This window comes from Pseudomonas sp. IT-P4 (genome assembly GCF_949767755.1).
GTDB classification, from domain to species: Bacteria; Pseudomonadota; Gammaproteobacteria; order Pseudomonadales; family Pseudomonadaceae; genus Aquipseudomonas; species Aquipseudomonas monachiensis.
Window position 1 is genome coordinate 28,038 of the sequence record NZ_CATKPX010000036.1, and the last position, 26,472, is coordinate 54,509.

At 58.9% G+C, this 26,472-nt stretch carries 25 protein-coding genes; 11 read left to right on the forward strand and 14 right to left on the reverse strand.

The genetic code is table 11. The features are described 5' to 3' along the window. The first annotated feature begins 127 nt into the window (after positions 1 to 127). A complete protein-coding gene (locus tag ACM6IT_RS16440; protein WP_414918347.1) occupies positions 128 to 1,081 on the forward strand; it encodes a diiron oxygenase in 954 nt (317 codons plus the stop codon). Positions 1,082 to 1,165: 84 nt separating this feature from the next. Here the strand turns inward: ACM6IT_RS16440 and ACM6IT_RS16445 are convergent, their stop codons facing one another. Both ACM6IT_RS16445 and ACM6IT_RS16450 read right to left on the reverse strand, forming a co-directional pair. Then, positions 1,166 to 1,558 (reverse strand): GFA family protein, encoded by a 393-nt coding sequence (locus tag ACM6IT_RS16445; RefSeq protein WP_056725014.1) that lies wholly within the window; start codon positions 1,556 to 1,558, stop codon positions 1,166 to 1,168. Between the two features lie 34 nt (positions 1,559 to 1,592). Beyond that, on the reverse strand, positions 1,593 to 2,393 hold the full coding sequence (locus ACM6IT_RS16450; protein WP_409079243.1) for a transporter: 801 nt from the start codon (positions 2,391 to 2,393) through the stop codon (positions 1,593 to 1,595). A 307-nt stretch (positions 2,394 to 2,700) separates the two neighbouring features. Between ACM6IT_RS16450 and ACM6IT_RS16455 the strand changes: the two genes are divergently transcribed. The 9 genes from ACM6IT_RS16455 to ACM6IT_RS16495 all read left to right on the forward strand — a co-directional run bounded on the left by ACM6IT_RS16455 (position 2,701) and on the right by ACM6IT_RS16495 (position 10,480). Further along, positions 2,701 to 3,381 (forward strand): DUF3313 domain-containing protein, encoded by a 681-nt coding sequence (locus ACM6IT_RS16455; protein WP_056725017.1) that lies wholly within the window; start codon positions 2,701 to 2,703, stop codon positions 3,379 to 3,381. Positions 3,382 to 3,496: 115 nt separating this feature from the next. Beyond that, positions 3,497 to 3,958, forward strand: coding sequence for a YMGG-like glycine zipper-containing protein (locus tag ACM6IT_RS16460; protein WP_082562968.1), 462 nt, complete (start codon positions 3,497 to 3,499; stop codon positions 3,956 to 3,958). Between the two features lie 655 nt (positions 3,959 to 4,613). Next, positions 4,614 to 5,435, forward strand: coding sequence for a winged helix-turn-helix domain-containing protein (locus tag ACM6IT_RS16465; protein WP_414918348.1), 822 nt, complete (start codon positions 4,614 to 4,616; stop codon positions 5,433 to 5,435). Further along, positions 5,432 to 5,914 (forward strand): hypothetical protein, encoded by a 483-nt coding sequence (locus tag ACM6IT_RS16470; RefSeq protein ID WP_056725023.1) that lies wholly within the window; start codon positions 5,432 to 5,434, stop codon positions 5,912 to 5,914. The genes ACM6IT_RS16465 and ACM6IT_RS16470 overlap by 4 nt, the downstream gene beginning before the upstream one ends. 193 nt (positions 5,915 to 6,107) lie before the next feature. Then, positions 6,108 to 6,398 (forward strand): hypothetical protein, encoded by a 291-nt coding sequence (locus ACM6IT_RS16475; RefSeq protein ID WP_223541199.1) that lies wholly within the window; start codon positions 6,108 to 6,110, stop codon positions 6,396 to 6,398. Between the two features lie 177 nt (positions 6,399 to 6,575). Then, a complete protein-coding gene (locus ACM6IT_RS16480) occupies positions 6,576 to 6,908 on the forward strand; it encodes a hypothetical protein (RefSeq protein ID WP_056725025.1) in 333 nt (110 codons plus the stop codon). Between the two features lie 127 nt (positions 6,909 to 7,035). Continuing rightward, a complete protein-coding gene (locus tag ACM6IT_RS16485) occupies positions 7,036 to 8,049 on the forward strand; it encodes a helix-turn-helix domain-containing protein (protein WP_414918349.1) in 1,014 nt (337 codons plus the stop codon). Positions 8,050 to 8,313: 264 nt separating this feature from the next. Next, positions 8,314 to 9,909 (forward strand): EAL domain-containing protein, encoded by a 1,596-nt coding sequence (locus ACM6IT_RS16490; protein ID WP_414918350.1) that lies wholly within the window; start codon positions 8,314 to 8,316, stop codon positions 9,907 to 9,909. A 70-nt stretch (positions 9,910 to 9,979) separates the two neighbouring features. Continuing rightward, on the forward strand, positions 9,980 to 10,480 hold the full coding sequence (locus tag ACM6IT_RS16495) for an outer membrane beta-barrel protein (RefSeq protein ID WP_056725031.1): 501 nt from the start codon (positions 9,980 to 9,982) through the stop codon (positions 10,478 to 10,480). A 153-nt stretch (positions 10,481 to 10,633) separates the two neighbouring features. Here ACM6IT_RS16495 and aspT read toward each other — a convergent pair whose 3' ends face one another. The 4 genes from aspT to ACM6IT_RS16515 form a co-directional block, all read right to left on the reverse strand. Next, positions 10,634 to 12,325 carry an aspartate-alanine antiporter gene (aspT, locus tag ACM6IT_RS16500; RefSeq protein ID WP_414918351.1) on the reverse strand — a complete coding sequence of 564 codons (1,692 nt, stop codon included), beginning with the start codon at positions 12,323 to 12,325 and terminating at the stop codon, positions 10,634 to 10,636. 25 nt (positions 12,326 to 12,350) lie between these two features. Beyond that, positions 12,351 to 13,961 carry a mechanosensitive ion channel family protein gene (locus ACM6IT_RS16505; RefSeq protein WP_414918352.1) on the reverse strand — a complete coding sequence of 537 codons (1,611 nt, stop codon included), beginning with the start codon at positions 13,959 to 13,961 and terminating at the stop codon, positions 12,351 to 12,353. 228 nt (positions 13,962 to 14,189) lie between these two features. Beyond that, a complete protein-coding gene (locus tag ACM6IT_RS16510) occupies positions 14,190 to 14,645 on the reverse strand; it encodes a hypothetical protein (protein ID WP_414918353.1) in 456 nt (151 codons plus the stop codon). 205 nt (positions 14,646 to 14,850) lie between these two features. Beyond that, a complete protein-coding gene (locus ACM6IT_RS16515; RefSeq protein WP_414918354.1) occupies positions 14,851 to 15,213 on the reverse strand; it encodes a DUF6124 family protein in 363 nt (120 codons plus the stop codon). 655 nt (positions 15,214 to 15,868) lie between these two features. Here ACM6IT_RS16515 and ACM6IT_RS16520 point away from each other — a divergent pair. Further along, positions 15,869 to 16,969 (forward strand): RHS repeat-associated core domain-containing protein, encoded by a 1,101-nt coding sequence (locus tag ACM6IT_RS16520; RefSeq protein WP_414918355.1) that lies wholly within the window; start codon positions 15,869 to 15,871, stop codon positions 16,967 to 16,969. 116 nt (positions 16,970 to 17,085) lie between these two features. Here ACM6IT_RS16520 and ACM6IT_RS16525 read toward each other — a convergent pair whose 3' ends face one another. The 8 genes from ACM6IT_RS16525 to ACM6IT_RS16560 form a co-directional block, all read right to left on the reverse strand. Continuing rightward, positions 17,086 to 17,784 (reverse strand): NAD(P)H-dependent oxidoreductase, encoded by a 699-nt coding sequence (locus tag ACM6IT_RS16525; protein ID WP_414918356.1) that lies wholly within the window; start codon positions 17,782 to 17,784, stop codon positions 17,086 to 17,088. 88 nt (positions 17,785 to 17,872) lie between these two features. After that, complete coding sequence (locus ACM6IT_RS16530; RefSeq protein WP_056725041.1) at positions 17,873 to 19,288, reverse strand: aldehyde dehydrogenase family protein; 1,416 nt, start codon at positions 19,286 to 19,288, stop codon at positions 17,873 to 17,875. Next, the gene (locus ACM6IT_RS16535) at positions 19,281 to 20,471 is read right to left on the reverse strand and encodes a pyridoxal phosphate-dependent aminotransferase (RefSeq protein WP_414915047.1); all 1,191 of its coding nucleotides are present in this window, start codon (positions 20,469 to 20,471) and stop codon (positions 19,281 to 19,283) included. The genes ACM6IT_RS16530 and ACM6IT_RS16535 overlap by 8 nt, the downstream gene beginning before the upstream one ends. 24 nt (positions 20,472 to 20,495) lie before the next feature. Continuing rightward, positions 20,496 to 22,103: a 5-guanidino-2-oxopentanoate decarboxylase gene (locus ACM6IT_RS16540; protein ID WP_414918362.1), complete on the reverse strand. Its 1,608-nt coding sequence runs from the start codon at positions 22,101 to 22,103 to the stop codon at positions 20,496 to 20,498. 10 nt (positions 22,104 to 22,113) lie between these two features. Then, positions 22,114 to 24,213, reverse strand: coding sequence for an acetate--CoA ligase family protein (locus tag ACM6IT_RS16545; protein WP_414918357.1), 2,100 nt, complete (start codon positions 24,211 to 24,213; stop codon positions 22,114 to 22,116). Between the two features lie 18 nt (positions 24,214 to 24,231). Further along, on the reverse strand, positions 24,232 to 25,392 hold the full coding sequence (locus ACM6IT_RS16550) for an acyl-CoA dehydrogenase family protein (protein ID WP_414918358.1): 1,161 nt from the start codon (positions 25,390 to 25,392) through the stop codon (positions 24,232 to 24,234). A gap of 40 nt (positions 25,393 to 25,432) precedes the next feature. Further along, positions 25,433 to 26,224, reverse strand: a complete 792-nt coding sequence (locus ACM6IT_RS16555) for an enoyl-CoA hydratase/isomerase family protein (protein WP_056725050.1) — start codon at positions 26,222 to 26,224, stop codon at positions 25,433 to 25,435. Between the two features lie 13 nt (positions 26,225 to 26,237). Beyond that, the coding region (locus tag ACM6IT_RS16560; RefSeq protein ID WP_414918359.1) for a hypothetical protein at positions 26,238 to 26,472 on the reverse strand (235 nt) is incomplete at its 5' end.

Here is a 26,472-nt window from a genome sequence, read left to right on the forward strand (position 1 = left end):
TGGACTGCGACGCCTAGATTAGCACCAACGCGGACTCAGCGATCGAGATTGTCCCCAGAGGTTCACTGGCTCCGACGTCAACCGAAATTGCCCCATACCAACTCAACCAGGGCAGCAGGAGATCCATATGAACAGCGTCGTTACCCTACCCGGCTCAGCGTCAGGCAACACCGCCCGTTATGCGCAAATGGTCAGGTCTTCGAAAAAAACCGAATGGCAGATCGATCGCGATCTGCTCCAGGACCGCAGTTTCGACTTCTCGCGCAAATTCCTGCCCGACGGACTGTCACAGGTCGACCGCCTGACTTTTCTCGATGCGGCCGAGGCACGCCTGCTCAGTCAGATCCAGGGCCGGACCTACGCGTATATCTTTGGCCTGGTCGAGCGTTTCATCAGTGCCAAGATGCTCGATCAGGGTCGGGCCCATGTGTTTGACGATCAACTGGCGCTTGAAGCACTGGTGCGTTTTTCCAACGACGAGATCAAGCACCAGGAGTTGTTCCGGCGCATGGAGACGATGATGAGTTCGAAATTGCCCGCGGGATATCGTCAGGTTGCCGATCCAAACGAGGTCGCGCGCGCGGTACTCGCGGCCAGCACTTGGTCGGTACTGGCGCTGACCTGTCATATCGAACTGTTCGTACAGGCGCACTACGTGCAAAGCATCGCCCCGCGCGAGGAGCTGTGCCCGTTGTTCAAGGATGTCTTCAAATTCCACTGGAAGGATGAAAGCCGCCACGTGGTACTCGATGAACTGGAGTGGCGGGACGAGCACGTGAAACTCTCGCCAGCCGAGCGCGACCAGGCAGTGAATGACCTGATTGCGCTGGTGGCGGCCGTGGACACAATCCTGCAGGCACAAGCGGCAGCCGATGCCGACTACTTCATTGGTAATGCTTCACGATCGTTCAATATCGATGAGACAGCGCAAATCAAAGCCAGCGTGCTGAGCGCCTACCGCTGGCAATACATTATCTCGGGTGTACGGCATCCACACTTCGGCCGACTGCTGACGCAGATGACAACGCCGGCACAGATGTCCCGGATTCAGGCTGCACTGGCACCCATCATGAGCAAATGACCGACAGCACGCGATCGACTGCTCGTCGGTCGCGCTGGGGATAACGGGCTGATATTGATTTGTTGAGGATGGAGTATGTGCCCGTTAGTCTTCAAAACGCCCCGTGGAATCTCGATCGCGCTCGTAATGCCGGGTGAGCGCAAACGCCGGCAACCAGGCCTCACGGCGCACAGTCCAGCTCTCGTAGGTGGGCGTCAACTGGTCAGGAGCATCCAGGGATCCCAGGTTCACTTCGATTTCGTCTGCACTGCGCGAGAACACGGACGAACCGCAGTGGGGACAGAAATACCGCCCGGCGTAGTCACGGGTTTCGCCCTCGACTGTCACGGCATCCTGATGAAATATCGCGGACGCGTGGAACAGCGCCCCATGGTGCTTGCGACAGTCGAGACAGTGACAAACGCCAACCCGGAACGGGCGCCCCGATGCGACAAGACGCACCTTGCCGCACAAACAACCGCCGGCGAATCGGTCCATGGGGTGTCTCCTCCAGGCCCTCGGAAACGGCCTGTCAGCGTGGAAACAGGAGCGTCACAGCGGCGCGAAAGCCCCAGCCTTGCGGGCCGTCTTCCGGGCTGTCGAGCCAATAGCGCGGGCCGGCCTGCACCGTCAATGGTTGACCGCCGATCCTCAGCAGTTGGGTGACCGTGAGGTTGACCGGTACCGACCATTCGCGCGATTGCCAATTGTAGGTCGACTCGGTGTTCACCCCGTAGGTCGTGTACGTATGGGTGGTGTACGAGAGAAAGGGTTGCAGGAAGGTCTGGTTGACCTTTTCCTTGTCGTCCGGCGGGCTGTCGTCCAGGCCCCAGATATGGTTGGCCAGAATGCCTCGGGTCCAGCCATTGGACTGTTTCAACGCCACGGCCGTCGGGCCCAGGCCCCATTGCTCGCTGCCGAGCAACTCATCACTGCCAGTCGGTATCAGCAACGCCGGGCCACCACCGAGTATCCAGCCACTTTCCGTGGGCCTGGTCGGCGAAAAGAAAAAACTCTGGGTGATATCGCCGCTGCCGGATTTGTCCGCCGCGCCATCGGGGGCCAGGCCGTGCTGGTCGATGATCGGCAGGATGGTCCGGGAAATGAGGTTCCAGTCTTCGTTCAAGGCAAACGGCAGCACAGGCTGGATATTGGTGACGCTGTGCATGCCCTCCCCGGTCGGCCCCATCTTCTGGTCCCAGTTGTACTGCACCGGCAGGCTGTACATCGCCGCGACCGGGTTGAGGGCTTTCTTCGCCAATTCCGCCGAATCGTCGGCCTGAGCCATCGGGATGAAACCCAACGCAACGACGAGTGTCGACGCGGTACCCATCCATCCTTCTTTCAAATCCATCTCACTCACCTGTAGACGCCAAAGCCGGCATTGCAAAGGGTTAGCGTAGGCAACTGTGATCGATGTGCAATTTTTTCCGCTCGGGTATTTAACAGTTTTTGAGAGTTATTGATTCGGATTATCCCGCCGCTACGTGCAGCATTCGGCCCGCATTGACCGGCGTGCAAGCACCTGCTTTGCGTAACCGACCGGCGAGTACCAGTGCCTGGATACAAGGTGCCCGGACCAATGCCCGGGGCCAGGTCGGAACCCGAATGACAACTTTAATCACTTGAGAACCAAACACATGGGCATGTCGAACAAATGGATTGCGGGTATTGCTTTGAGCTGTGTATTTCAGGTCGGCTGTGTCTCGAAAGTCGCGCAGCAAGAGCAATACTCGGGCTTCCTGGGCAATTACCAGGGCCTGGAGGAGCAAACTACGCCGAGTGAGCAGAAAGTATTGCGCTGGGTATCGCCAGGGTTCGATCCACGCACGTATTCCACAGTAGTGTTCAGGCAGATGGAACTGTATCCATCGCCGCAGCCGACCGCGCGCGTCAGCCTGAAGACCCTGCAAGACTTGCAATTGATGGCCAGTAACAGCGTCAAGACCGCCTTTGCCCGTCGTTATGCGATCGTCCCTTATCCGCAGCTGGCGCCGACCGATTCGCGGTCACTGATCCTGCAGGCGGCGATCACCCACGTCAGCGCTAACAATGAAGGCATGCACTGGTATGAGGCCGTTCCAATCGGGGCCATTGTCGGGGCGACACAAGCCGCCACCGGGCATCGGGACCAGACCGCCGAGATGTACATCGAAGCCAACCTGATCGACGCCAAGACCGGTATGCCGGTCGCGAAGATCGTGCGCAAGGTATTCGGCGAGACCATCAAGAATGCCGAACAGCCGATTGTTGCCAATGACTTCAAGGTTGCACTCAAAGGCATGACAGACGATATGCAGGCCCTCCTCCTCAAGCGTTGATGCTCAGGCAAACCCCATCGCAAGCAGACCTGCATGGGGTTTCAATGTGATACCTTGCCGTGTTTTCCCTCTGACAAACCGTTAACCGTACCGACGCCTGACGTGAGACTCAATGATGAAAATACTGGCCAATACCTTAGCGCTCGCTACGATGTTGCTGGGCACCAGCGCCCTGGCTGCGACCGTGATTCCCCTCAAAGGTCAGACTTCCCAGACCATCCAGCAGGACACCAGTGCCTGCCAGTCCCAGGCCAACGCGCAACATCCGGTGCAAGGCACCGTGCCCTCCGGTGGTCGGGTCAAGGGCGCCGCCACCGCCGCGGTCGCCGGTGCCACGGCGGCAGAAATTCGCGGTCGCCAACATGAAAACCTCTATGACCAGATCGACGACGATACCAAGCAAGACTATCGCCAGAACCGGGCACACAGTGCCGCGGCTGCCGGTGCCGTCGTCGGGGGCTCCAGACAACGCCAGGAGCGCCGGCAGAACCTGAGTGAGAGCGAACAAAGCGTCACCGCCAACAACTCCGTCTACAACAGTTGCCTGCAACAACGTGGCTACGATGTCTTGCCCTGATCGGCGACGACGATGGCCTTGAGTGTTCGTGCCCCTGTCTTTTACCGCGCTCAAAAAAAGCCCCGGGCCCTTCAAGAAAGGACCCGGGGCAAAGCCGTAGAACGAGAGGTGAGGATCGTTTACGCCGCGACAAACAAAGCATGAGCGCGATGTGCGTCAACGCTCCTCGAGAGCCATTTAAATCGGTAACGCCTCTGGTTCAAAGCTAATAAGAATCAAAAATAATCTTTAACAAACCCAGCTCAGAAAAACACAACCATTGATTTGTATCCTGATAGTTCAGGCTGAAATTGAAACCTGTCGCAACAGCGACGTTAGTTCACTCAGGCGTGCCTGCGCGCAAGTCCACCTGCTCCAGCTTGCAGTTTTCGGATAGCGCCGTTAATCCATTCCAAGCATTATTCATGGTGTCCAAATCGAAAACCATGGATCATCCAGCAATGCTTTTTTTTTGTTTGATTGAACTGATACCACTGACAGGCCCGGCTGTTTGCCGAACCGCACGCCTCTGACACGAGCCAGTCCGGCACTGTAAATGCGACACGCAGCGCACCTTCCGCCCGACCCTCATCTTCGCTCACCTCCCAGACCAGAATGTACCGAGCCAAATCCGGCCCCTATACTCAGGCCAGCACCGCCTGAACGGAAGATTTCTATGAGCTACACCTTCAAGTTGAAAAATGGCGCCGTGGCGGTATTCGACCCCGACAACGCCATGCTTTCCATTACAACACCCCATGGAGATGTACAGAATTCCACGCTAGGTAGAGCTGAGTCGCGCCTGTTGGACCTGCTGCTCATGGAGCCAGGTGTCACTAAAACCCGCGATGAAATCATCGAGTACACCTGGAATGACCGCGTGGTTGCCTCCGGCAGTTTGAACCAGACGGTTTTCTCACTGCGCAATATTCTCAATGACAGTCGGGATCACGAGATCTTGATGACGGTTCCTCGACGAGGATATTGCTTCAACCGGCAATGTGTCGTCGATGCACAAGCAGATGTAACGACACCCCAAGAGGAAACGGCACAGCCACCCGAGGCCTTCACCGGGCAACTACCGCCACCGGGTGGTGATGAACGACTGGCGCCTTCTGGTAAAACCAGTCAATCCACGCGTATTACAAAGGCTCAGTTGATCGCTTATGTCGTTACGCTGGCAGTCGTTGCCTTTAGTATTTTTCAATTCGACTTCGACGCGCCAAAAATTGAAATTTCCAGTCTCGACAAGAGTGGACTGGTCATACACGCCGTGGGCAGCGATCTTGCCGAGGCTCAAGCGCTGATGGACCTGTCGGCCAAACAAACTGAACAGCTACCGCCAAACCTGAAGGGCCAGGTCTGGATCAACCTGTATAAAGCCAATTATTCCGTTTCGTGCATCCGCCAGGATCAAAGCACTGCAAATCTGCAATTGAACAGCAGCGAAAGAGACCTCGCCTTGATGATTCGTCAATGTCTGGAAGTCACCTTATGAAGTTTGAAATTCCGCAGGCCGTTCACTGGCCTCTTATAGGCTTGATCAATGCACTGTGCATTTTTTCCATTTTTTACTCTCCTTCGCATTACATGGAAAATATCAGCTACCAGACAAAATCCCGACAATGGCTGGAGGATCTCAACCAACTCAATACCGAAGAATACCTCACTATCGGGCATGGTCGACTCACGGGAACCACGTTGGAAAGCCTGAATGGAAAAATCCGTAATGCGACCATCTCGGCGAATATAATCGGAGAAAGCAAGACACACGTCGAGATCAAAGTCAGTAATGTCAAACTCAGCCAGGACAATGAACTTTTTGCCATTGAAAAGACCCCTGACCTGTTCTTCAGGCGTCAGTATGTCTTGCAAGAAGGCGCCATTCTTAACTACGAGTTGATTCCGACCCAGGATAAAAGCGCCGCGTGTTTTTACATCCATGAACTTGGCCGCTTGCGCTGCATGAGCCATTAATCGGCCTCAGGTAGCGACTCGACACCCACCTGGCACAGGTTCACATCAAAGAACCCTTCAAACAAAAATAACACTTATTGATTTGAATCATACGTCTCTCCTGCCAAAAATCCCTCGCCGATAATCCTTGGAATCGAGCTTGCTTGATTCTCGCCCGGGACAATGCCCTATACAGGAGAATCAAGTGAAAACCATGCATTTCCTGCGAACCCATAGAACGACGACTTTCGGATACCTGGCGGTCTTTTTTCTGTCTGCCATGCCACTTTATTCGTTGGCACACGACGAGCGCTCCGTCGAAAGCACGACCATTGAATATTATGAAATTGAAACAAGCCCGGATGACAGTCAGAAACTGTCGCATCTGAAAATCCACAGTGAGAATGAGTATCAAACGGACGAACAGAACAGTGATTCTGCTCTCCCTGCTCCACCACAAAGTGATACCGGCATGAGCTACGCCAACTGGTTCATACTACTTTGAGGAGCGTTGTATCCGCAGGGGCAAGCGCTGACTGACCTCTTCCGGCGACCTGGCAAATATGAGTTATTGACTTTGGCAGGGACAATCGAAGTGAGATTATTTACAGCCCAAGTCGTGGCAGAGATACAGCTGACATTCTGTTCTGCCTGAATAAACTGTTAATAAGGAATCGCCTCGATGCTACTGAAAAACTTCGTCACCGTGTCGTTTGGTTTATTGCTTTCCCTCAAGGCCATGGCCGACGACAAGGGCTTCTACAGTGCCAAATTGACGAGTATCGAAACCAACAAGAAGGCCCCAAGTACCGTGAAAACTGGCTATCAGGTAAAAACCGGTTATCGTATCGACGACTTTCACGCCTTTACAGCAGCTGCCATTGACCCGATGAAACCCCAATCGCAGATCTTCAGTTCGAAAATCGATCCGCGCAATGTTCAACACATGGACGACTCAGCGTTGGACAGCAAGTACGCATTTTCTGCGGAACTGGAACTGATCCGGGGCCTCTGACACCCCGTTCAAAGCCAATGGAAACGAGGTCGAGCTTACCGACAGCAAGAACGGCCAATCGCGTATCTTCTCCGTGACTGCCCGTCAGGCTTGACCCTATTCATTTAACAGATGAGCCTTCAATTTCATGAGTATCGCACCGCCCGACGAGATCTTTCATTTGTCTTCCGCCTTGCCGAGCCAACTGAATAGAACAATAGGCAATTGGGAAATGAGCCTTTTTCCGGCCGAGCATGAGGCGCGCATTCGGCAACACAAACTCTTTCACAGCCCGCAACTGCAGTGCAGTCGTCTTGAGTTCGACTCATCCGTGACCCTGGTCAGTTCTGTCCCTGCCGGATTCGTGACATTCGCCATCTCCCAGGCGCCGATTGGTCGCCCCGTCGTCAACGATCACAAACTGCGGCCTAACGAAGTCATCGTATTGCACAGCGATGAAACGGTGCATTACACCTGCGAACCGAATGAAACACTTTTCACCCTCACCACGACACTGGAACACTATGACCGATACCGCCAAGATCACCCTGTCATAGATATCCTTGCAAACCGGACAAACCACAGCTATCAGGCTGAAAACTTTCAATTCATTCAATCGGCCATTCAAGCCATCAGTGCTTGCTGTGTCGATATCAGCGACACGGCTTCGGCAGAATGCGATGACGCACAGCGATCTGCGATTGGAAGTGCAGTGCTTGCTTCATTGTTGCAATCGCTGACACCCGCAGGCGGTTTCAGCCGCAAAGTCCCGACTAGAAGAAAAGTGGCGATAGAAGCCATACAGTACATCCATGAAAACACAAAAAAAACGCTCACTATAAAGTCGCTCGTAAGGCAACTGGAAACCACCACCCGCACCCTGCACTTTGGCTTCATTGAAACGTTCGGCATGTCGCCTATCGCCTACATCAGAAACTTGAGACTCGCCAGCGCCCGTCGCGACCTGATCAATAAAACCTGGCCCACCGTCACCGAAACCGCGATGTTCTGGAATTTTCATCATCTGGGCCGGTTTTCCAAGGCGTATCAGTTGGCTTACGGAGAGACGCCGTCGGAAACGGCCAGGCGCAACTCAGCCAGGCCCAGGAGCACGGTCTCTCCCGTTTACAATCAGGTCGCCGAGGGTAGAAATCATCGTTAACCGGTATTTATAAATGCCCCGTAAATGATGATTAATGATTTCCCTTGATTAACCACAGGTATCCAAAATTGCTTATTTGCCTACTCAAGGGAGATAAGCATGCATCATCGAATAAACACACTGCCACTCAAGCAGAAAATCGCACTGTGCATGGTCGTCTATGCAAGCGGCATCTTATTGGCCTGGGTAATTGACTGGTACTGAAGTCGTTTAATCCGCGACTGCAGGATGCACAGTGAAATAATGATACCTCGAGGTTTGTCGATGGTTGCCGCATATAAAGCGTTACTTGGAAGGCACGCAGTCACTGTCTGTCTGATTGCTGCAGCGGGTTGGGCCGCATGGCTCAGTGCTGGAGTACTGGCGGAGCCATTCATTGCACGGAAGCTGAATAACATTTATGCCGATCTGCGTGCTGCTCAAGTGGAACCCAATGCGCAGATCGACAAAGTACTGGAAACCCTCGACGATCTTGATCGTTCGGGTCAGGAATGCTCCGTCGAGCAATACTCGCAACTGGCTGACCTGGTCAAGAACCTGCGATTTGTTGATCAAGCGGCAATCCAGTTGCCCAATGGCAAGATCTGTTCCTCCTACGGACAAGAACTCCCGTCGATACTGGCCGGTAGCGAGAAACGCAAGTTCTCCGTTGGAAAGCGAACCTACTGGGTGGATGCTGGCCACAGGGTTTCCGCGGACACCGACTTTATCATTGTGTCGGAACAGTCAACCTACGTCTGGGCAAACAAGAAGATCCTGCTCGATAATCTGAAGTTTCCCGAGGACCTGCAACTGGACCTCATCGGCCCCGGCGGCGCAGTGCCCATCGCCTCCACCGGCCATACACCGCTGACGATGCACAAACCCTTCCACCTGGAAGAACTGGTTATCTCGGCAGATAAGGTCCTGATCGCCTTTGCGGGCAACCGAAATGAACTGATCGCTGTCGTTTCTCTTCCGTTGAGCTACCTGACTGGTCTCAAATTCAAATTATTCATTGGCCTTGCGTGCCTGTTTACAGCCCTGCTCTTGCTCGCAAGGTGTATTCAACGACATTACACCTCTACCGCCGTACGGCTTCGCAAAGCCCTGAAAGCCAACACGCTGGGCGTTCACTACCAGCCTATCGTCAATCTGACGACGGGCTATCTGGTGGGCGCCGAATCACTTTCCCACTGGAACGACAACGGTACCCAAGTGCCGGCGGATGTTTTCATCCCGGTGGCGGAGAAGTCTGACTTGATCCGCAAACTTACGCGCTCGGTGATTCGACAAGTGGCGCAGGATTACAGCACCTACCTTTGGGCGTGCAAGGACTTCTACATTACGGTCAATCTTTGCGCCCAGGATATTCAGGACCCGAGCTTCCCGGACTATGTGGCCAGCGTGCTGGCAACCTACAACATGCCTGTGTCCGCCATGGCCTTTGAAATCACCGAAAGGACCATGCTCGATCAGAAGCCCGCCGCCCTGCAATTGCGACGGCTTCGTGCGTGCGGACACCGCATTGCCGTGGACGACTTCGGCATCGGCTATTCCAACCTCTCGCTCCTCGATTCAGTGCCTTTCGACATTCTGAAAATAGACCGCTCGTTCATCGCAGGCGACAAGTTCGCGGCCAAGGATGCGTTGTGGCGCCACATTGCCCAGTTGGCCAAATCGCTAAGGCTCAAGGTCGTGGCCGAAGGTGTGGAGACTCAGGAACAACTTCCGCATCTGGTTTCGGAAGGGGTTCTACTGGCGCAAGGCTGGTTGTTCTCCAAAGCACTGCCGATTCAAGCGTTGGCAAGACGCTACTTTCAATGTCCGGAAAACATCCCGCCCTACGACCCAAAAATATCAATCAATGACTTCTATTAACCCCTCATGGTCCCTCAAATGCTCGCCGAACCCTAACACCAGACAACCCTGTACAAGGACTCCACTCAACATGCTACTTCGAAACCTTGGCTTCGCTTCACTGCTATCGCTGCTGTCTTTTCAGGCGCTCGCTGATGACAAAGGTTTATATCTTGGAGCTGGCGTAAGCAGCATTCAGACCGACGAATCCAGACTGGATGACGACGACACCAGCTACAAGGTTTTTGCCGGGTATCGCGTCAATAGCTACCTGGCCTTCGAGGGCGCCTATGTCGACCTCGGTCAGTTCAAGGACAAGAACGTCGACTTCGATGGTAAATCGGCCCAGGCTGCCGCCCATGTCGGCTTTCCGCTGGGTGATCGGCTGCGGGTGTTCGGCAGTGTCGGCGCTCACGCCTGGGACGCCGACGGCAATGCCACCGACGACGATACCGGGGTTGACCTGACCTACGGTGTCGGCGTCGAGCTCGATGTCTTTCGCAACATCGGCCTGCGCGCCGAATACGAAGTCCTGGAGGTCGGAGAGATCGACCTGAATCAGACGACCGCATCCGCCTACATGCTTTTCTGATACCGCTGCAACCGAGCGGCCTTGCCGGTCGCTCAACGCACTCTGTGCGATGCCCCCACCTTGGCACCGGGTCCGATAACCGGTGCTCAGGTGCGTCTTTGCTCCCGCAATGCGCCCTCCCTCGCCACAGAAGTCACTGCGGTTGCAAAATTGCTAGCCGGCAACGACAAACACAATGATCGGCCCACACACCGCCAGCAACACATTGGAAATCGCATAACACACGGTAAAACCAATCACCGGGGTGTTGCTGCCGGACTGCTCGATGATCTTGTTCATCGAAGCGGCTTCGGTCTGCGCACCGGCCAGGGCGCCGAACAGGATCATCGGGTGCAGGCGCAACACATAGCGGCCGAAGTACAGCGCCACCAACGGCGGCACAATGGTGACCACGGCGCCGGACAGCAGCAATGCCAGGCCTTGTTCCTTCATCGCGGCAAACGCCGCGGGACCGGCCAGCAAGCCGACCACCGCGCCGAACGCGGTCAGGCCGAACTCGGAAAACGCCCATTGCGCGGCGGGCGGCAACGCGCCGATTTCCGGGTGACGCGAGTTGTACCAGCCAATCACCAGCGCGGCGACCAACACCCCGCCTCCGATGCCCAGTTCCACGGGGATCATCCCGACATGGGTCGACAACAGCCCCAGCAACGAGCCCAGCACCATGCCGAGGGTGTGCACTGCGATGTCGCTCTTGTAGTTGTGCTCGCGAATTCGCCCTAACCGCTTGGCCACGGCTTCCACACTGGCGGTGCGGCCGGTCAGGGTGATCACGTCGCCTCGACGCAGCACGGTGTTGGGCAGCAAGGGCAACTCGTAGCCCTGGCGGGTGATGGTATTGATGAAGCAGCCCAGGCGCCTGGCGCTTTCCAGCCGGTTTTTCGCCTGGTGGATCGTCTTGCCGGCGAACTCAGGCGAGGTCACGACGATGTCCACCTCACGGGTGGGGAAAGACAAGGATTCGGCATGGTCGATTTCCGGTCCGATCCACTGGGTGAGCGTGCCCACGGCTTCACGCAAGGCGTAGACCCCGACGATATCCCCGGCCATCAGCGTGAACGCTTCGTCTCGCTCGAAGATTTTTCCTGCACGTACCACGCGTTCGACGGTCAGCGACTCGTGCTGTTTCTCCACCTCGGCAATACGCTGCCCATTCGCCGAACCATTGGCCGCCACCTGATGGGCACGCACGACGATGCGGGTGTAGGGCACGGTGATCGCGTCTTCTTCCTTGGCGATACCCAACTCCAGCTCCAACTCCCGCGCCGACTCCCTGAGGTCCACGCCCAGCAACTTCGGGGCAATGCTGCCGACGAAGACGATGAGCCCGATGGTGCCGAACAGGTACGTGATCGCGTAGGCAATCGCCATGTGGCTGTTGAGTTGGGCCCTGGCCGCGGTGTCGATCGACAGTTGATTGATGGCGCTGGTGGCGGTGCCCATGATCGCCGTATCGGTCAATGCGCCGGCCCCGAGCCCGGCGGTGAAACCGGCATCGAAATCGAACACCGCATTCATCAGCAGGATCGTCGCCAGCGCGGTCCCGCACAGCACCACGCTCAACACCACCAGTTTCAGCGTGCCGCGATTGAGGCTGCCGAAAAACTCCGGCCCGCTCTTGAAGCCGACCGCATAGATGAACATCACGAAAAATACCGACTTCAATCCGGTCGGCACCTCCAGCCCGATCTGGCCGATCAGCAGCCCCATCAACAGCGCACCGGCCACCGAACCGAGGTGGAAACTGCCGATGTGGATGCGCCCGATGAAGACGCCCAGGGCGATGGCCAGGAACACCGCGATTTCCGGGTCAGTGCGCAGGGCGCGGAGAATGAACTCAAGCATGGTGCGAACTCCCTTTCAGGCGAAATCAGGATTCCTTCGGTTCTTGTGCAGGGGCCGGGTACCACTTGTCCCTGGGCACCCATTTCTCTTGTTGCGGATCGCCCAGGTAGTGCGGCGACATGATCTGCACGCCGTACTCGTTGAACACATCCTGGATGTTGGCGTGCAGCATGCTCAGCAGCACCGCTCGCGGCCGAGGCTGGCTGGGAATGGCCTGGGCCACCAGCCGGTATTCCGGGTAGAAGTCCGACAAGGCCGTCTGGAACACCTGGACCGGCGGCACTTCGAGAATCCCCGGCGTGCGCTTCGCGGCCTCCAGCAACATCGCCTCCACCTGTCGCCACGGCGTGTCATAGCCAATGGTCACGATAGTGTCGACCACGTAGCCGGGGCCTTGTACCACCCGCGAGTAGTTCTTGGTGACGGTGCCGGTGATCATCGAGTTGGGCAAAGTCAGCACCTCGCCCAGTCCGGTGCGAATACTGGTGGTGAACATGCCTAGTTCGGTCACCGTGCCTTCGTAGTCGCCAATGCGCACGAATTCGCCCGGGCGCAGGGTTCGGGTGTAGGTCAGGATCAACCCCGCCGCCGCCTGCCCCACCACGCTGGTGGCGCCCAGGGAAATCATCAGGCCGATCAACACCGACAAGCCTTTAAAGGCATCGGTGCCGGCACCCGGCAGGTACGGATAGGCCATGGCCAGGGCAAATAGCCAGATCGCCAGGGACGTCAGGCGTTGGGTCGGTTGCAGGGTTTCATGGTTGAGCCAGCTGAGGGTGCCCGGTGCCGCCATGCGCCGCAGTATCCGGCGCATGAACGCGGTGGCGCCGCGGGCAATGAAGAAGATCGCCAGCGCCACGCCCAGCCCGGGTATGGCACCGACGATCCCTTGCAGCAGGTAGCCAGCGAGCTCCAGCAGATAATTGTTGAGGCTTTCGCCCCAGGGACGGGTATAGGGAAAGCGCGACAGCACAAAGCCCAGCCATTCGTATGTCAGCAGCAACACGACGACCCAGCGCACCAGCTCCAGCAGGCGGCTGACCAGCGGATACAGGTAATTGGCGTCGACCAGCGGCACCCGTCCGACTTTCAGGGCCTGGGTGTGCCGATGCATCAGCTCGGGCAGTTTCTTCAGCACTCTGCGCCGCAGGTACGACATGCCGAACAGCAGCGCGATGTAAACGCCGGTGGCGATCAACGCAGCGACTACGGAGCGCAGGATCAACTGCAGGTTACGGGCTTCCCGGGTTTCGGCCACGACCTGGCGCAGCCGGTCGGCCGCGGCTTCGGCGGCCTGCTGTACCGTGTCGAATTCGGTCGCGTCGAAATCATTGGGCGAAACGATAAAGGCGCGCCGGCTGCCCAGCAGCACCATGTAGCTTTTCATGATCGGGTCGATTGAGACATTGAGATCGTCGGTGTCATCCAGCGCCTCACCGATCACCGCTTTCGCCCGTTTGACCCGCGACACCGGGGCTTCTCCGAAGATGGTCGCGCGAAACACCATGATGCTGCGGTTGGCCACTTTCAATTCAACGGGAGCATCAACCACTTTCGGCGCATCTTCGGCCCACAGTTGCACCGACCAAAACATCCCGAAAACAGTAAACATTACAGCGAGCAGCCTGCTCCGCATGTGTCGGATCCTTACGTCACGAAATTCAGATCGAGGGTACGTACCGCAGCGTAGTTCACCGATGAACGGTTGTCAGATTTGGGCTACAGGCAGTTTCCTTATCCGTCTGTTTCCTTGAAACAGCGAGCTCAAGCCCCGGAAGCTGTGCTCGTGACCGGATTCTTGAAACACTGAAGATCCCACAGGTTGAGGTCTGTTCAGGCGGCCGGCGCCCGGTTCAGGGTCAGTTCAAGGATTGACCTGATAACCCTTGCCCTGCAGACAGCTGCTGTAGGCCGACGCGGTATTGGCCTGGGTGGTTTTCTGATCCGCCCGGCGTTCCTGACGCTGACGTGACCCACCGACCACCATCCCGGCGGCCGCCGTCTCCTTGGCGCGGTCCTGGCGATAGTCCTGTTTCCTGTCATCGTTGACACGATCATAAGCGTCGTCGTGCTGATTGCCGCGCACCTGGGCCCCGGCCGCACCAGCGGCAGCCCCCACAGCGGCCCCCTTGAGCCGCCCGCCGGAAGACGAGGAGGACGTCGAGGTGCCCTGGCTGGCGGCAATGCTGTTGCATTCGTTGATGTCGGCCTGGGTTTGTTGAGAACTTTGCCCTTTCATCGGCACCACCGATTGCGCCCATCCCGGGCTACTCAAAACCGACAATGCGATGCACAGACTGACCGGTGAAAACCTATTCATGATGACCTCCGACAGGCTTGCAACAATGGGCAAGCCTTGGGGCGACTGGCGGATGGCAAGCGACGTCATGCGTCGCCCTGCCGATCGGGTGGAACAACTGAAAAGTGTAGTTCAACGACCCCGCAAGGATGGACTTCCGAACAGGCGGTGGGAGTTGTGTGGGAGTGAGCCTGCTCGCTCCCACAGGTTTACTGGTGATGTTCGGTTACTCCGGCGGATCGAGCCGATCCAGCGCCCGATTGACCGCCAGTTCGCCGAGCATGATCACCTGCGCAATGCCGAGCAGCGCATTGCGGCTGGTTCCTTGCAGATGATCCACCAGATCGGTGGCCATGACATTGGCCGACGCCAGCGATTCACAGGCATGGACCAGCAAAGTCTCGACATTGAGTTCGGGATTGACGATGAACATGGAACTGGGTTTACGCGGCGTGGCCATGATGTCGGGGCCGCGGTTGAGGTAATGATCGAGGGCGCGCTCGGCGGCTTCGTGGAGTTTTTGGGAGTCGAGGCTTTCGTACGGGGATGTCGGATCGGTGTCCGGCGGGTTGGGTGTGACTTTGAACATAGTGAAACTCCTTGTACCGTAAAAAGGAGCCATCACTCTCACGCTACCAAACGTTGGGTGGTGGCCATACGCAGGTTGGTAGACCGGGTACAAGGACCGGCGCGCCCGAAGACGCCCTGTGCATGGCCACCATGTAGCAGAGCAGAAAAACGCTGCTGATAGCGACGCATTGCACCTTGTAACACCGGGCTACCAAACCCGATCGCTGCTGTTTTCCAGCGACCGGCAAACGATAGAACTCGGCTCCAAGGCGCACAAGCCGGCGGATTCTGGCGTAGCTGTAGGCAATGACGCAAGCCGTCGTAGCTTGCGGGAAGTAACGCTGACAGCCGCTAAACAACTCTTAAACACACCTCGATTCAGGCAACCAATACACGGCCCCTGTGGGAGCGAGCTTGCTCGCGATAGCGGACTGTCAGTCGACATCTATATTGGCTGGTAGTCAGTCATCGCGAGCAAGTTCGCTCCCACAAGGATTTGTGTGGGTACCCGGGTATCTGCGACAACGCCAATCATTGTGGGAGCAAGCTTGCTCGCGATGGCGTCAGTGCAGCCCGCGCTATTATCGCCCCTCCGACTATCAGTTCTGCTAGTACCCGCCGAAAACTATTGAGCCCAAACTCAGGCTTTCACCTCCATGAGAGTAGGAGTCGCCATGTCTTCCCCTCAAAAAGTCCTGAATTGCAGTTATCGCTATGATCCCCTGGATCGCCTCACCAGCCACAATCTGTCCGATACCCCGGAACGTCATCGCTTCTACTGCAAAAACCGCCTGGCCACCGAGATACAAGGTGCCATCGGATACTCCATTGTCCAGCAGGGTGACCTGTTGCTGGCGCAACATCAGCGCCAGAATGGATTGCTCGACTCCACCCTGCTAGCCACGGACCTGCAACGTTCGGTGCTGCACACGCTCAAGAGCGGCCGACAAGCACAACCCATCGTCTATTCCCCTTACGGCCATCGTCTCGCCGAAAGTGGCCTGACCAGTTTGCTGGGGTTCAACGGTGAACGGCCGGATCCGGTGACCGGGCATTATTTGTTGGGTAATGGGTATCGGGCGTTTAGTCCGGTGTTGATGCGTTTTAATAGTCCGGACAGTTTGAGTCCGTTTGGGAAGGGAGGGTTGAATTCATATGCGTATTGCAAAGCGGATCCAATCAACAATACAGATCCAACGGGACACAGCATTATTAGTTGGATTGCGAGACAACTGGGTAGAAAGTCAACATATTATGGAGACGGCATTTGGTCCAAGCCTGGCGTCACAGCCAGGAAAGGAAGACAGGCGTATACCCGCGTACAGGAATTAAAAAACAAGATAAAAACAAGCATAGATCAGGCGCAACTCGATACCTTCAACCAAGACAAGGCTACGGTAATAGCTAGCATTAGCCATGACAAAAAATCTCCATCCCTTCTTGAGCAGCTTTCCTATAAGAGCCTGCGGTCTGAGGCTGACGTATTTCAAACCCCAAAAAATATAGCAGCTAAATTCAGTTGGTCTGAATCAGAAATTATAAAAAGAGGTGCAGAATTCGAACAGGCAAGTTACGCCCCTTTGTTCACGGCCATGGACGACTTCAACGTCATCGGCCCAAACACATTGACCAAGCTCCAGTTATTAGAGCGATCTTATGCAAACAAAATACAAATCAACACATACATAAAAAGAATAAGAACAGCCATACCTAAAGAAGTATCAAGACTAAGAGGCGAACAGCTTAGAATTTATAACAAATACCTAATTAGCTGAGGTCATAAACAATAATTCTTCACACCAGTCTGTTTAACCACTCCCCGACAGGGAAATGGTAATGGTAATGGTAATGGTAATGGTTAAACAGACTAGGCTTCTACAGCAGTTGCATTTCACAACGGGTATAGCTTCTCATCAAACTCCGCCAACTTCGGAAACACCAGCGGCTGATCATCGCTCAGATGCTGCAACCGCTGCCCGTAATCAACCAGAAACTGCTGGCGCGCCTCTTCACTGATGTACGGCACATGCCACGCCACGAACGGCTCCAGCACATCAAAACCGACATAAGCCAAGGTCCCACGCAAGATCGGCCGCAACATGTCTTCCAACGGCCCATGAATCGCGCCCTCCCCAAACATGTGTTCACGTCCGCCCAGAGTCACGGTCACCAGCGCCTTTTTGCCTGCCAATCCGCCCTGATCGTAGAAGCGCTTGCCGCCGTAGCAGATGCCGGACACCAGTACCCGGTCGATCCAGCCCTTGAGCATGGCCGGGGTGGAGAACCAGAAGATCGGGAAGTTGAGGATCAGCAGGTCGGCCCACAGCAGTTTGTCCAGTTCAGCCTGGATGTCCGCCGCCAGTGACTGGCTCTTCACGCCCAGGCGTTGTTCCAGGGCATAGACCAGGTATTCGGGGTTTTCCCGATTCGAGAAGTCCGCGTCGCTGGCCACCGGGTTCCAGTTCATTTTGTACAGGTCGCTGACCTGCACTTCGTGGCCCTGGGCCTGGAGGGTGGCGACGGCTTGGTCCCGCAGGGCGGCGGTGAAGGATTGCGGTTCCGGGTGGGCGTGGACGATCAGTACTTTCATGGTGATTCCTTAGATTTGTTCCCGCGTATCGGTTGACGGTGTGGAGTAGCAACCATCGTGGTTGACGAACAGTTTGAATCGCCAACCGTCACACCTGGATCGCCTTCACTTCGACGAACTCGTTCAACCCCTCCTCACCCCATTCGCGACCGTTACCCGACTGTTTGTAGCCACCGAACGGCGCCTGATAATTGAACGCCGCGCCGTTGAGGAAGCACTGACCGGCGCGCATCTGCCGCCCCAGTTGCAAGGCGCGCTCGGCACTGCCGGCCCAGACACCGCTGGACAGGCCGAACGGCGAGTCATTGGCGATCTGGATCGCTTGCGCCTCATCGGCGTAGGGAATCAGGCACAGCACCGGGCCGAAGATTTCTTCCTGGGCAATGCGCATGCGGTTGTCGACATCGGCGAACAGGGTCGGGCTGACATAGAAGCCGCGCTCGAACGCGGACGGCGTGTCACCGCCGCACAGCAGCCGTGCACCTTCCTGTTGGCCGACCTTGATGTAGTCGAGCACAGTGCGTTTCTGCCCGGCCGAACACATCGGGCCGAGGAAGCTTTGCGGGTCGAGGGGGTCGCCCATGGGCAGGCTCAGGGTTTCCGCCAGTGCCAGTTCCACGGCCTCGGCGTAACGGCTGGCCGGCAGCAGCATGCGGGTCAACGCGGTGCAGGTCTGGCCGGAGTTGATCATCACGTCCTGCACGCCGTAGCGCACCGCCGCTGCCAGGTCGGCGTCTTCGGCGATCAGCAACGGCGACTTGCCGCCCAGTTCCAGGCACACCCGCTTGACCGATGGCGCCGCCGCCTGCGCGACGCGAACGCCGGCGCCGGTGGATCCGGTAAACGACACCATGTCCACGTCCGGGTGCTTGGCCAGCGCTTCGCCGACTTTCGAACCCGGGCCGCTGACCAGGTTGAATACCCCGGCCGGCAGGCCGATGTCCTCGATCATTTGCGCCAGCAGGAAGGCATGCAGCGGGGTTTCCTGGCTCGGCTTGACCACCACCGTGCAACCGGCGGCCAGTGCCGGGGCGAGTTTGCCGATCAACTGATGCAGCGGGTAGTTCCACGGGTTGATGAACGCGCAGACGCCCACCGCCTCGCGGATCACCAGCGAATTGCCGACTTCGCGCACTTCGTCCATGAGATGAGCCAGTTCGACGTATTGCTCAAGGCCGATGATCGGCCCGTCGACCTGCACCGAGCGGCACCACTGCACCGGCATGCCCAGTTCCGTGGTGATGACCGCGGCCATCTCATCGGCACGATTGCGCAGTTGCTCGGCCAGGGCACGGATATATCCGGCACGCACGCTGGACGGTGTGCGTGACCACGAAGCGAAGGCCCGGCGAGCCGCCGCCACGGCGTTTTCGACATCGAGTTCATCACCCAGCGGAACGCTACCGCAGACTTCCTCGGTGGCCGGATTGATCACCTCGGCGATGCCCTGCCCCGAAGGGGTTTGCCAGCGACCACCAATAAACAGTGTCTTGTGATTAAGCATGAACCTGGGCCTCCATCAGTTCTTGAGCACAACGGGCAATGCGCTGGCAGGCATCGCGCAGCGGTTCGGCACCGACCACCAGACCGAGGCGAATATGCCCCGCTGCGCTCGGGCCAAAGGCCTCGCCCGCCAGCACCGACACACCGTGGCGATCGAGTAGACGGTCGGCAAACGCCTGGGCGCTGAGCCCGGTCTGGCGGATATCGAGCATCACGAACATCCCGCCATCGGGTTTCAACGCCCGCACACCGGGGCAATCGGCCAGGCTGTCGCACACCAGGTCGCGACGCTGGCGATAGGCTTCGCGCATGGCCTCGAGTTCCGGCAGGTTGCTTTCCAGGGCCACCACGGCGGCGTCCTGAATGAAATCCGGCGAGCCGTAGAGCATGCACAACGCGAGGTTTTCCAGGTGCGCGGCCAGGGATGGCGGTGCCACCACCCAGCCGACGCGCCAGCCGGTCATGGCGTGGGACTTCGACAGGCTGTTGAGGGTCGCGGTGCGCCCGGCCATGCCCGGCAGGCTCGCCGGGCTGACGTGCTCGCCTTCGAACAGCAGTTCGCTGTAGACCTCATCGGAAATCAGCCACAGGTCGTGGCCGATGCACAACTCAGCCAAGGCGGCCCAGGTGCTACGCGGCAGACTCGCGCCCGACGGGTTGTGCGGGCTGTTCAGTGCCAGCGCCCGGGTGCGCGGGGTGATGCGCGCGGCGACATCTTCGGGCAGCACACGGAAGCCGTTTTCCGAGCGTACCGGCACCGGCACCACCACGGCGCCGCAAGCCCCGAACACCGCTTCGTAGGTGACGTACATCGGTTCGGCGACGATCACCTCGTCACCCGGATTGAGCACGCATTGGGCCACGCTGAACAGTGCACATTGCGCCCCGGCCAGCACGGTGACCTGATCCGCCGAAACGGACTGGCCGCTGCGTTGCTGATGACGCCTGGCAATGGCTTCACGCAGGGCACGCTTGCCGCGCACCTCGGCATAGTGAGTGTTACCGCTGCGCAGGCTGTCGATAGCACCCTGCACGATGGGCTGTGGCGTGTCGAAATCCGGGTCGCCCACGGACAGCAGCAGAATGTCTTCGCCCTGTTCGCGCAGTGCCAGGGCGCGGTAGTGAATGTCCCACGCGGCGGCGCCGTCACCGGCGATTCGTTGAGTCAGATCGGAAAAGCGCATCGCTTCATCCCCTTAAAATGCAAATCACTGCGCACAGGCGTGCTTGAGCTCGATCAGGGTCACGCCGTTGCGCTTGAAGCCGTGGCGCAGGTCGGTTTGCAACTCGGCGAGACTTTGCGGCTGGGTAACGGTGCAGCCGAAGGCACGAGCGAGGGCGGCGAAATCCGGATTGCGCGGCAGCACGCCAATGGGCTCGATATCCAGGCCGATCATGTCGTCGCGGATTTGCCCCAGGGCGTCGTTGTTCCACAGCAGCACCACCAGCGGGCTGTCCAGTTCTTCCACCGCGGTGGCCAGCTCCTGGGCGGTGTAGAGAAAACCACCGTCGCCCACCAACACCAGGCCGGGCCGCTGCGGCGCGCCGAATTTGGCGCCGATGCCTGCGGGCAAGCCGTAACCCAGGGTGCCGTAGCCCGTCGGGTGCAGCCAGCTGCGGATGGCCAGGCTATCGAAGGCGTAGTTACCCGTATACGCAAGCTGGGTCATGTCGGTGCTGATGAAGGCGTTGTCCGGCAGCTCTGCGGCGATACGGTCGAGAATCGATTGATGGATCGACTGCAACGGGCCATGGCTGGCCTTGACCGAGTCGCGCAGCGCGGCCACCGAGGCAGTGGCGGCGCCGGCGTCGCGTACGTCGGATGGCAGGCGCTCAAGCACACCGCTGAGGGTTTGTTGTGCATCGCCGTGCAAGGCAACCGCGCACGGATAGAAGTCATTGAACTTGCGCGGGTCGATGTCGATGCGCAGCAGTTCGCCATTGAGCGGCAGGCGTTCACGCCAGAAATCGGTGTCGGCCATTTCGGTGCCGACGGCCAGCACCACGTCGGCCTCGGCGATCAGGTTCCAGCCCGGTTCCACACACAGGGATGAACCGGCGCTCAACGGTGCATCCGGTGCCAACAGGCCCTTACCGGCAACACTGGTGAACAGTGGCGCGGCCAGTCGGGTGCTGATTTCTTGCAGTTCAGAGGTGGCATTGAGCGCACCACCACCGGCGATGATCATCGGGCGCTTGGCAGCCTTCAGTCTGGCCACGGCTTGATCGATGGCGGTGGCGGAAGCCGGGCCGCGACCCGGGCGACGCACCACCTCGTTGCTCCAGTCACGGGTAATCGGTGCCGACAACACGTCCAGCGGCACCGAGATGTGCACCGGGCGCGGGCGCTCGCTGTCGAACACCGCGTAGGCACGGGCGATCAGCTCCGGCAGGTCTTCGGCGGTCAGTGCCACTGCCGAGAACGCAGTAATCGGCGCGGTCATCGCCCGTTGATCCTGGCATTCGTGCAGGCTGCCCCAGCCCTTGCCCAGGCTGGCGCTGTGGTTGACGCTGGAAATCACCAGCATCGGAATCGAGTCGGCATAGGCCTGGCCGATACCGGTGGCGGCGTTGGTCACGCCGGGGCCGGTGATGACGAAGCACACGCCGGGTTTGCCGCTGACCCGGGCATAGCCGTCGGCCATGAAACTGGCGCCCTGCTCATGGCGGGTCAGCACGTGGCGGATGCCGCTGCCGGGCAAGCCGCGATACAGTTCCAGGGTGTGTACGCCGGGGATACCGAACACGGTATCGACGCCGTAGTTGGCCAACAGACGCACCAGGGCCTGGCCACCGGTCAAGGTTTTGCTTTGCATATTCATGTCCTCACTCCTGGCCGAGGCGAATCAACGCATCGACCGCAGTTGTGCCCTGGGCACCGACCAACAATGGGTTCACATCCAGTTCCAGCAGGTGAGCGGCGTTCTCGCAGGCATAGTCGGCCACGGCGCGGATGGCGGTCACCAAGGCGTCCAGGTCAGCAGGCTCGCGACCACGGAAACCTTGCAGCAACGGCGCGCTGCGCAGGCTGAGCAAGGCATTGCGGATCGCGCCGTCGGTGGTCGGCAGCAACAGGCTGTGACTGTCCTTGAGCAACTCCACCAGAATGCCGCCGGCACCGATCACCAGCGCGAGGCCGAAATCGTTTTCACGCTTGACGCCGACAATCAGTTCAGCCAGCGGCGCTTTGGCCATGGGTTCGAGCAACAGCTGGTCGAAGGCTACGCCCGGGGCATAAGCGGCAATGCTGGCGCGCATTTTCTCCAGCGCAGCGCTCAATGCCACGCCGTCCTTGAGGTTCAGCGCCACGGCACCGGCCTCGGTCTTGTGTGGCAGTTGAGCGCTGACCGCTTTGAGTACCAGCGGATAGCCCAATGCCTCGGCGTCCTTCACTGCCTTGTCCGGGGTGCTCAATACGCCGTTCGGCGTCGGCAGGCCAAAGGCTTTTAACGCCTGTTTGGAGTCCCACTCATTGAGCAAGCGTCCCTCGCCTGCAAGCGCTTGCGGGCACAACGGCACCAACGCCGATTCCCCCAGCGCCAGCAAAGCCTGGCGATTGCGCTGATAACCGGCGATGCGACCCCACGCGGCCAAGCCATCTTCAACACCTTGCAAGGCCGCGACGCCTTGGGCGTGCAGACGCTCACGGGCATGGGCCGGCAGCAGCTCGGGGAAAGCCGAGGTGACGAAGCCGGTCTTGCCGTGACGTTGCAGTGCCGCACAGTACAACTCCAGCAGCAGGTCGCATTCCTTGCGCTCGCCGGTGAACTCCGACGGGTAATCGAGCACCAGCATCGCCGCATCGGCTTCGGTGCGCAGCGCGCTGTCGAGCATGCGGTTCAAGGCTTCGCCGTCGCCCCAGATCGCCGTGGTGAAATCCAGCGGGTTGACCAGGTTGGCGTAGGTCGGCAGCACTTGTGCGAGTTCGCCGACCTGCCCTTGATCGAGTTGCGGCAGGTCCAGTTCGTTGCGTTCGGCGTAGTCGGCAATCAACCCGGCATCGCCACCGGAACAGGCCAGCGCGATCAGGCTGTTGCCCGCCGGCAGGTTGCCGCAAGCCGCGGCTTTGAGAGTTTCGACAAAACTCACCGGGCCGCTGACGCGAATCACGCCGAGACGGTCGAACAGCGCGTCGTAGAGCGCATCGGAGCCGGACAACGAACTGGTGTGACTCAAGGCCAGTTCGGCGCCGATCTGCGACACGCCGGTTTTCAGGGCGATGATCGGGATGCCTTTCTCCAGCGCCTTGTGCGCGGCGCGGGCAAACCCCGGCACGTTTTTCAGGCCTTCCAGGTGCAGGCCGATGGCGGTGACCCGAGGTTCGTCGAGCAACACGTCCATCAGTTCAGCCACGCCCAATTGCGCCTGATTGCCCACCGAGGCCATGTATGCCACCGGCAGCGAGCGGTCGCTCATGGACAGGTTGTAGGCGAAGTTGCCGCTCTGGGTCAGCACCGCCACGCCCTTCTCCACCGCTTTGCCGCCATGGGCCACCGGCCACAGCGCGCAGCTGTGCAGGTAGTCGAGCAGGCCGTAGCAGTTGGGGCCGAGCAAGGCCATGTCGCCCGCAGCCTTGAGCAGTTGCTGTTGCAGGGCCTGGCCTTCGGCGCCGGTCTCGGCGAAGCCGGAGGCGTAGCAGATCGCGCCGCCCGCGCCGATGGCGGCCAGTTCGGCGACGCAGGTCAGGGTCAGTTCGCGGTTGGTGGCGATGAACACGGCGTCCGGGCCGCAAGGCAGTTCGGCAACGCTGCGCACGCACGGCACCCCTTCAAGGCTGTCGTGTTGCGGGTTGACCAGCCACATTTGCCCTTGGTAACCGCCTTCGGCACAGCGCTTGAGGGCGCGGGCCATGCTGCGGCCGCCGACGAACGCCACGTGTTGCGGCGCGAGCATGCGTTTGAGGTTGTCACGAATGGTTTGGGACATGGGAATTCTCCGGGCCGGTCAGCGCAGCAACGGCCGCAGCAACTCGCGGGAAATGATGTGGCGCTGGATTTCCGAAGTGCCCTCCCAGATCCGTTCGATCCGTGCGTTGCGCCAGATGCGCTCCACCGGACCTTCGTCCATCAGGCCCATGCCGCCGAAGATCTGCACCGCTTCATCGGCGGCGCGTCCCAGTACTTCACTGGCGAACAGCTTGGCCATGCCGGCCTCGCCATCGGTCATGGTGCCCTGGTCCATTTTCCAGGCGGTGTGCAGGGTCAGCAGTTCGGCAGCGCGGATTTGCGTGGCCATGTCGGCCAATTTGAACGACACGCCCTGGTAAGTGCCGATCGGCTGGCCGAATTGCTTGCGGTCCGCCGCCCATTGCAGCGACACGTCCAGTGCACGCTGGGCCTGACCGACGCAGTTGGCCGCGACCATCACGCGCCCGGCGGTCAGCCAGGCGTTGGCCACGTCCCAACCCTTGCCGACTTCGCCCAGCACTTTGCTGGCCGGCACGCGGCAGTCGTCGAAGAACATTTCGAAGGTGTGATAACCACGGTTGCTCACGCACTTCGGTCCACGGCGGATGGTCATGCCCGGGGTGTTGCGGTCGACCAGGAACGAGGTCACGGCGTTGCGCTTTTTGCCGTTGTGTTCGTAGGTGTCGGTCACGGCGAAGACGATGGCGAAATCGGCATGGCCGGCGTGGCTGATGAAATGCTTGCTGCCGTTGAGAATGAAGTCGTCGCCTTCACGCACGGCGCGGGTCTTGATCGCATTGGCATCGGAGCCGGCACCCGGTTCGGTCAGGGCGAAGCAGTCGATCTTCTCACCCTGGATGCACGGCAACAGGTAGTCGTTGATCTGGTCGCCGGTGCAGGCCATGAGGATTTTCGACGGCCGCGCGACGAACACGTGCAGCGCCCAGGACACCTTGGACAGCTCGCGTTCGATCAGCGCCTGGGACAGGTAGTCCAGGCCACCACCGCCCACTTCCTCGGGCATGTTGAAGGCGTAGAAGCCGGCGGCGATCGCCTTGCCGCGAATCTGCGCCGCCAGTTCCGGAGAGACCTCGTCGGCGCGGTCGACTTGTTCTTCATAGGGCAGCAGTTCCTTCTCGACGAAGCTGCGTACCGAGTCCACCAACATTTCTTGTTCTTGGGTCAGTTGGAAATTCATGCTGCTACCTGTTGTTCGTGTTCTGGGAGATGGAGAGGAATCAACGACCGATGAAGCGTGCCGGGCGTTTTTCCATGGCGGCGCGCAGGGCTTCGTTGCCGTCTTCGCTGCGACCGCAGAGCAGGCCGGCGGCGAGCTCGGCTTGCAGTTGTTCGGCGAGGCTGCGTTCGGCGCCTTCACGCATGAGTTTTTTGGTCTGGGCGAAGGCGAAGGTCGGGCCGGCGGCCAGGCGTGCGGCCAGTTCGCTGGTGACCGTCAGCAGTTGATCGTCAGCGCAGACATCGCCGACCAGTCCGGCGTCGAGGGCACGATCGGCGCCCCACAACTCGTCAAGGAACAGCAGGCGCTTGGCCTGTTCGCTGCCAATCAAACGCGGCAAGTGCCAACTGGCGCCGGCGTCCGGCGAGTACGCCATGCTGGTGTAGCCGGCCTTGAAGCGTGCCGATTGCCCGGCGATGCGCAGGTCGCAGCACAGGGTCAGGTCCATCCCGGCGCCGACGGCGGTGCCGTTGATGGCGGCGATGGTGGGTTTTTCCAGGCTGTGCAGGCGGGTCATCAGGGCGTGGGCGGTTTCGGTCCAGCCGTAGGTCTCCAGCGCGCCCCGGGCTTCGGCATCGGCCCATTCATCGAGGTCGGCGCCGGCGCAGAAGCTGCGGCCGCTACCGGTGAGCACCACCACGCGCACCGCCGGATCGGCGTTGAAAGCGTCGAGCAGGCCATGCAGGTTTTTCAGCGTCGGAATGTCCAGCGCATTGCGCTGGGCAGTGCGATTGAGGGTGATCCAGGCAACGCCTGCTTCGACCTGGCTGAGCAGCGACGATTGAGTGGTCATGGGAATCCTCGAATTATTGTGATTGGTCTGAGGTGATGCGACTTGAGGCCATACTAAACGAGTGTTCAGTAAGGCGGCAATCGGCGGGGAGATGAGCTGTAACAAGCTCAAAAATCATGTAACACATTGGTTTTATTGATTTATTTATAGATGGGCGAGCGTAAGCCGTTGGCGCTGTTACAACTTCGAACAACTGGTGACAGGACGTCAGCCGCAGATCTTTTGCCCACCACAAAACCAATGTGGGA

Bases quoted from the DNA above. Each gene is read 5' to 3' on its own strand.
- ACM6IT_RS16440 (WP_414918347.1), top strand. From the start codon at position 128: ATGAACAGCGTCGTTACCCTACCCGGCTCAGCGTCAGGCAACACCGCC.
- ACM6IT_RS16445 (WP_056725014.1), bottom strand. From the start codon at position 1,558: ATGGACCGATTCGCCGGCGGTTGTTTGTGCGGCAAGGTGCGTCTTGTC.
- ACM6IT_RS16450 (WP_409079243.1), bottom strand. From the start codon at position 2,393: ATGGGTACCGCGTCGACACTCGTCGTTGCGTTGGGTTTCATCCCGATG.
- ACM6IT_RS16455 (WP_056725017.1), top strand. From the start codon at position 2,701: ATGGGCATGTCGAACAAATGGATTGCGGGTATTGCTTTGAGCTGTGTA.
- ACM6IT_RS16460 (WP_082562968.1), top strand. From the start codon at position 3,497: ATGAAAATACTGGCCAATACCTTAGCGCTCGCTACGATGTTGCTGGGC.
- ACM6IT_RS16465 (WP_414918348.1), top strand. From the start codon at position 4,614: ATGAGCTACACCTTCAAGTTGAAAAATGGCGCCGTGGCGGTATTCGAC.
- ACM6IT_RS16470 (WP_056725023.1), top strand. From the start codon at position 5,432: ATGAAGTTTGAAATTCCGCAGGCCGTTCACTGGCCTCTTATAGGCTTG.
- ACM6IT_RS16475 (WP_223541199.1), top strand. From the start codon at position 6,108: ATGCATTTCCTGCGAACCCATAGAACGACGACTTTCGGATACCTGGCG.
- ACM6IT_RS16480 (WP_056725025.1), top strand. From the start codon at position 6,576: ATGCTACTGAAAAACTTCGTCACCGTGTCGTTTGGTTTATTGCTTTCC.
- ACM6IT_RS16485 (WP_414918349.1), top strand. From the start codon at position 7,036: ATGAGTATCGCACCGCCCGACGAGATCTTTCATTTGTCTTCCGCCTTG.
- ACM6IT_RS16490 (WP_414918350.1), top strand. From the start codon at position 8,314: ATGGTTGCCGCATATAAAGCGTTACTTGGAAGGCACGCAGTCACTGTC.
- ACM6IT_RS16495 (WP_056725031.1), top strand. From the start codon at position 9,980: ATGCTACTTCGAAACCTTGGCTTCGCTTCACTGCTATCGCTGCTGTCT.
- aspT (WP_414918351.1), bottom strand. From the start codon at position 12,325: ATGCTTGAGTTCATTCTCCGCGCCCTGCGCACTGACCCGGAAATCGCG.
- ACM6IT_RS16505 (WP_414918352.1), bottom strand. From the start codon at position 13,961: ATGCGGAGCAGGCTGCTCGCTGTAATGTTTACTGTTTTCGGGATGTTT.
- ACM6IT_RS16510 (WP_414918353.1), bottom strand. From the start codon at position 14,645: ATGAATAGGTTTTCACCGGTCAGTCTGTGCATCGCATTGTCGGTTTTG.
- ACM6IT_RS16515 (WP_414918354.1), bottom strand. From the start codon at position 15,213: ATGTTCAAAGTCACACCCAACCCGCCGGACACCGATCCGACATCCCCG.
- ACM6IT_RS16520 (WP_414918355.1), top strand. From the start codon at position 15,869: ATGTCTTCCCCTCAAAAAGTCCTGAATTGCAGTTATCGCTATGATCCC.
- ACM6IT_RS16525 (WP_414918356.1), bottom strand. From the start codon at position 17,784: ATGAAAGTACTGATCGTCCACGCCCACCCGGAACCGCAATCCTTCACC.
- ACM6IT_RS16530 (WP_056725041.1), bottom strand. From the start codon at position 19,288: ATGCTTAATCACAAGACACTGTTTATTGGTGGTCGCTGGCAAACCCCT.
- ACM6IT_RS16535 (WP_414915047.1), bottom strand. From the start codon at position 20,471: ATGCGCTTTTCCGATCTGACTCAACGAATCGCCGGTGACGGCGCCGCC.
- ACM6IT_RS16540 (WP_414918362.1), bottom strand. From the start codon at position 22,103: ATGCAAAGCAAAACCTTGACCGGTGGCCAGGCCCTGGTGCGTCTGTTG.
- ACM6IT_RS16545 (WP_414918357.1), bottom strand. From the start codon at position 24,213: ATGTCCCAAACCATTCGTGACAACCTCAAACGCATGCTCGCGCCGCAA.
- ACM6IT_RS16550 (WP_414918358.1), bottom strand. From the start codon at position 25,392: ATGAATTTCCAACTGACCCAAGAACAAGAAATGTTGGTGGACTCGGTA.
- ACM6IT_RS16555 (WP_056725050.1), bottom strand. From the start codon at position 26,224: ATGACCACTCAATCGTCGCTGCTCAGCCAGGTCGAAGCAGGCGTTGCC.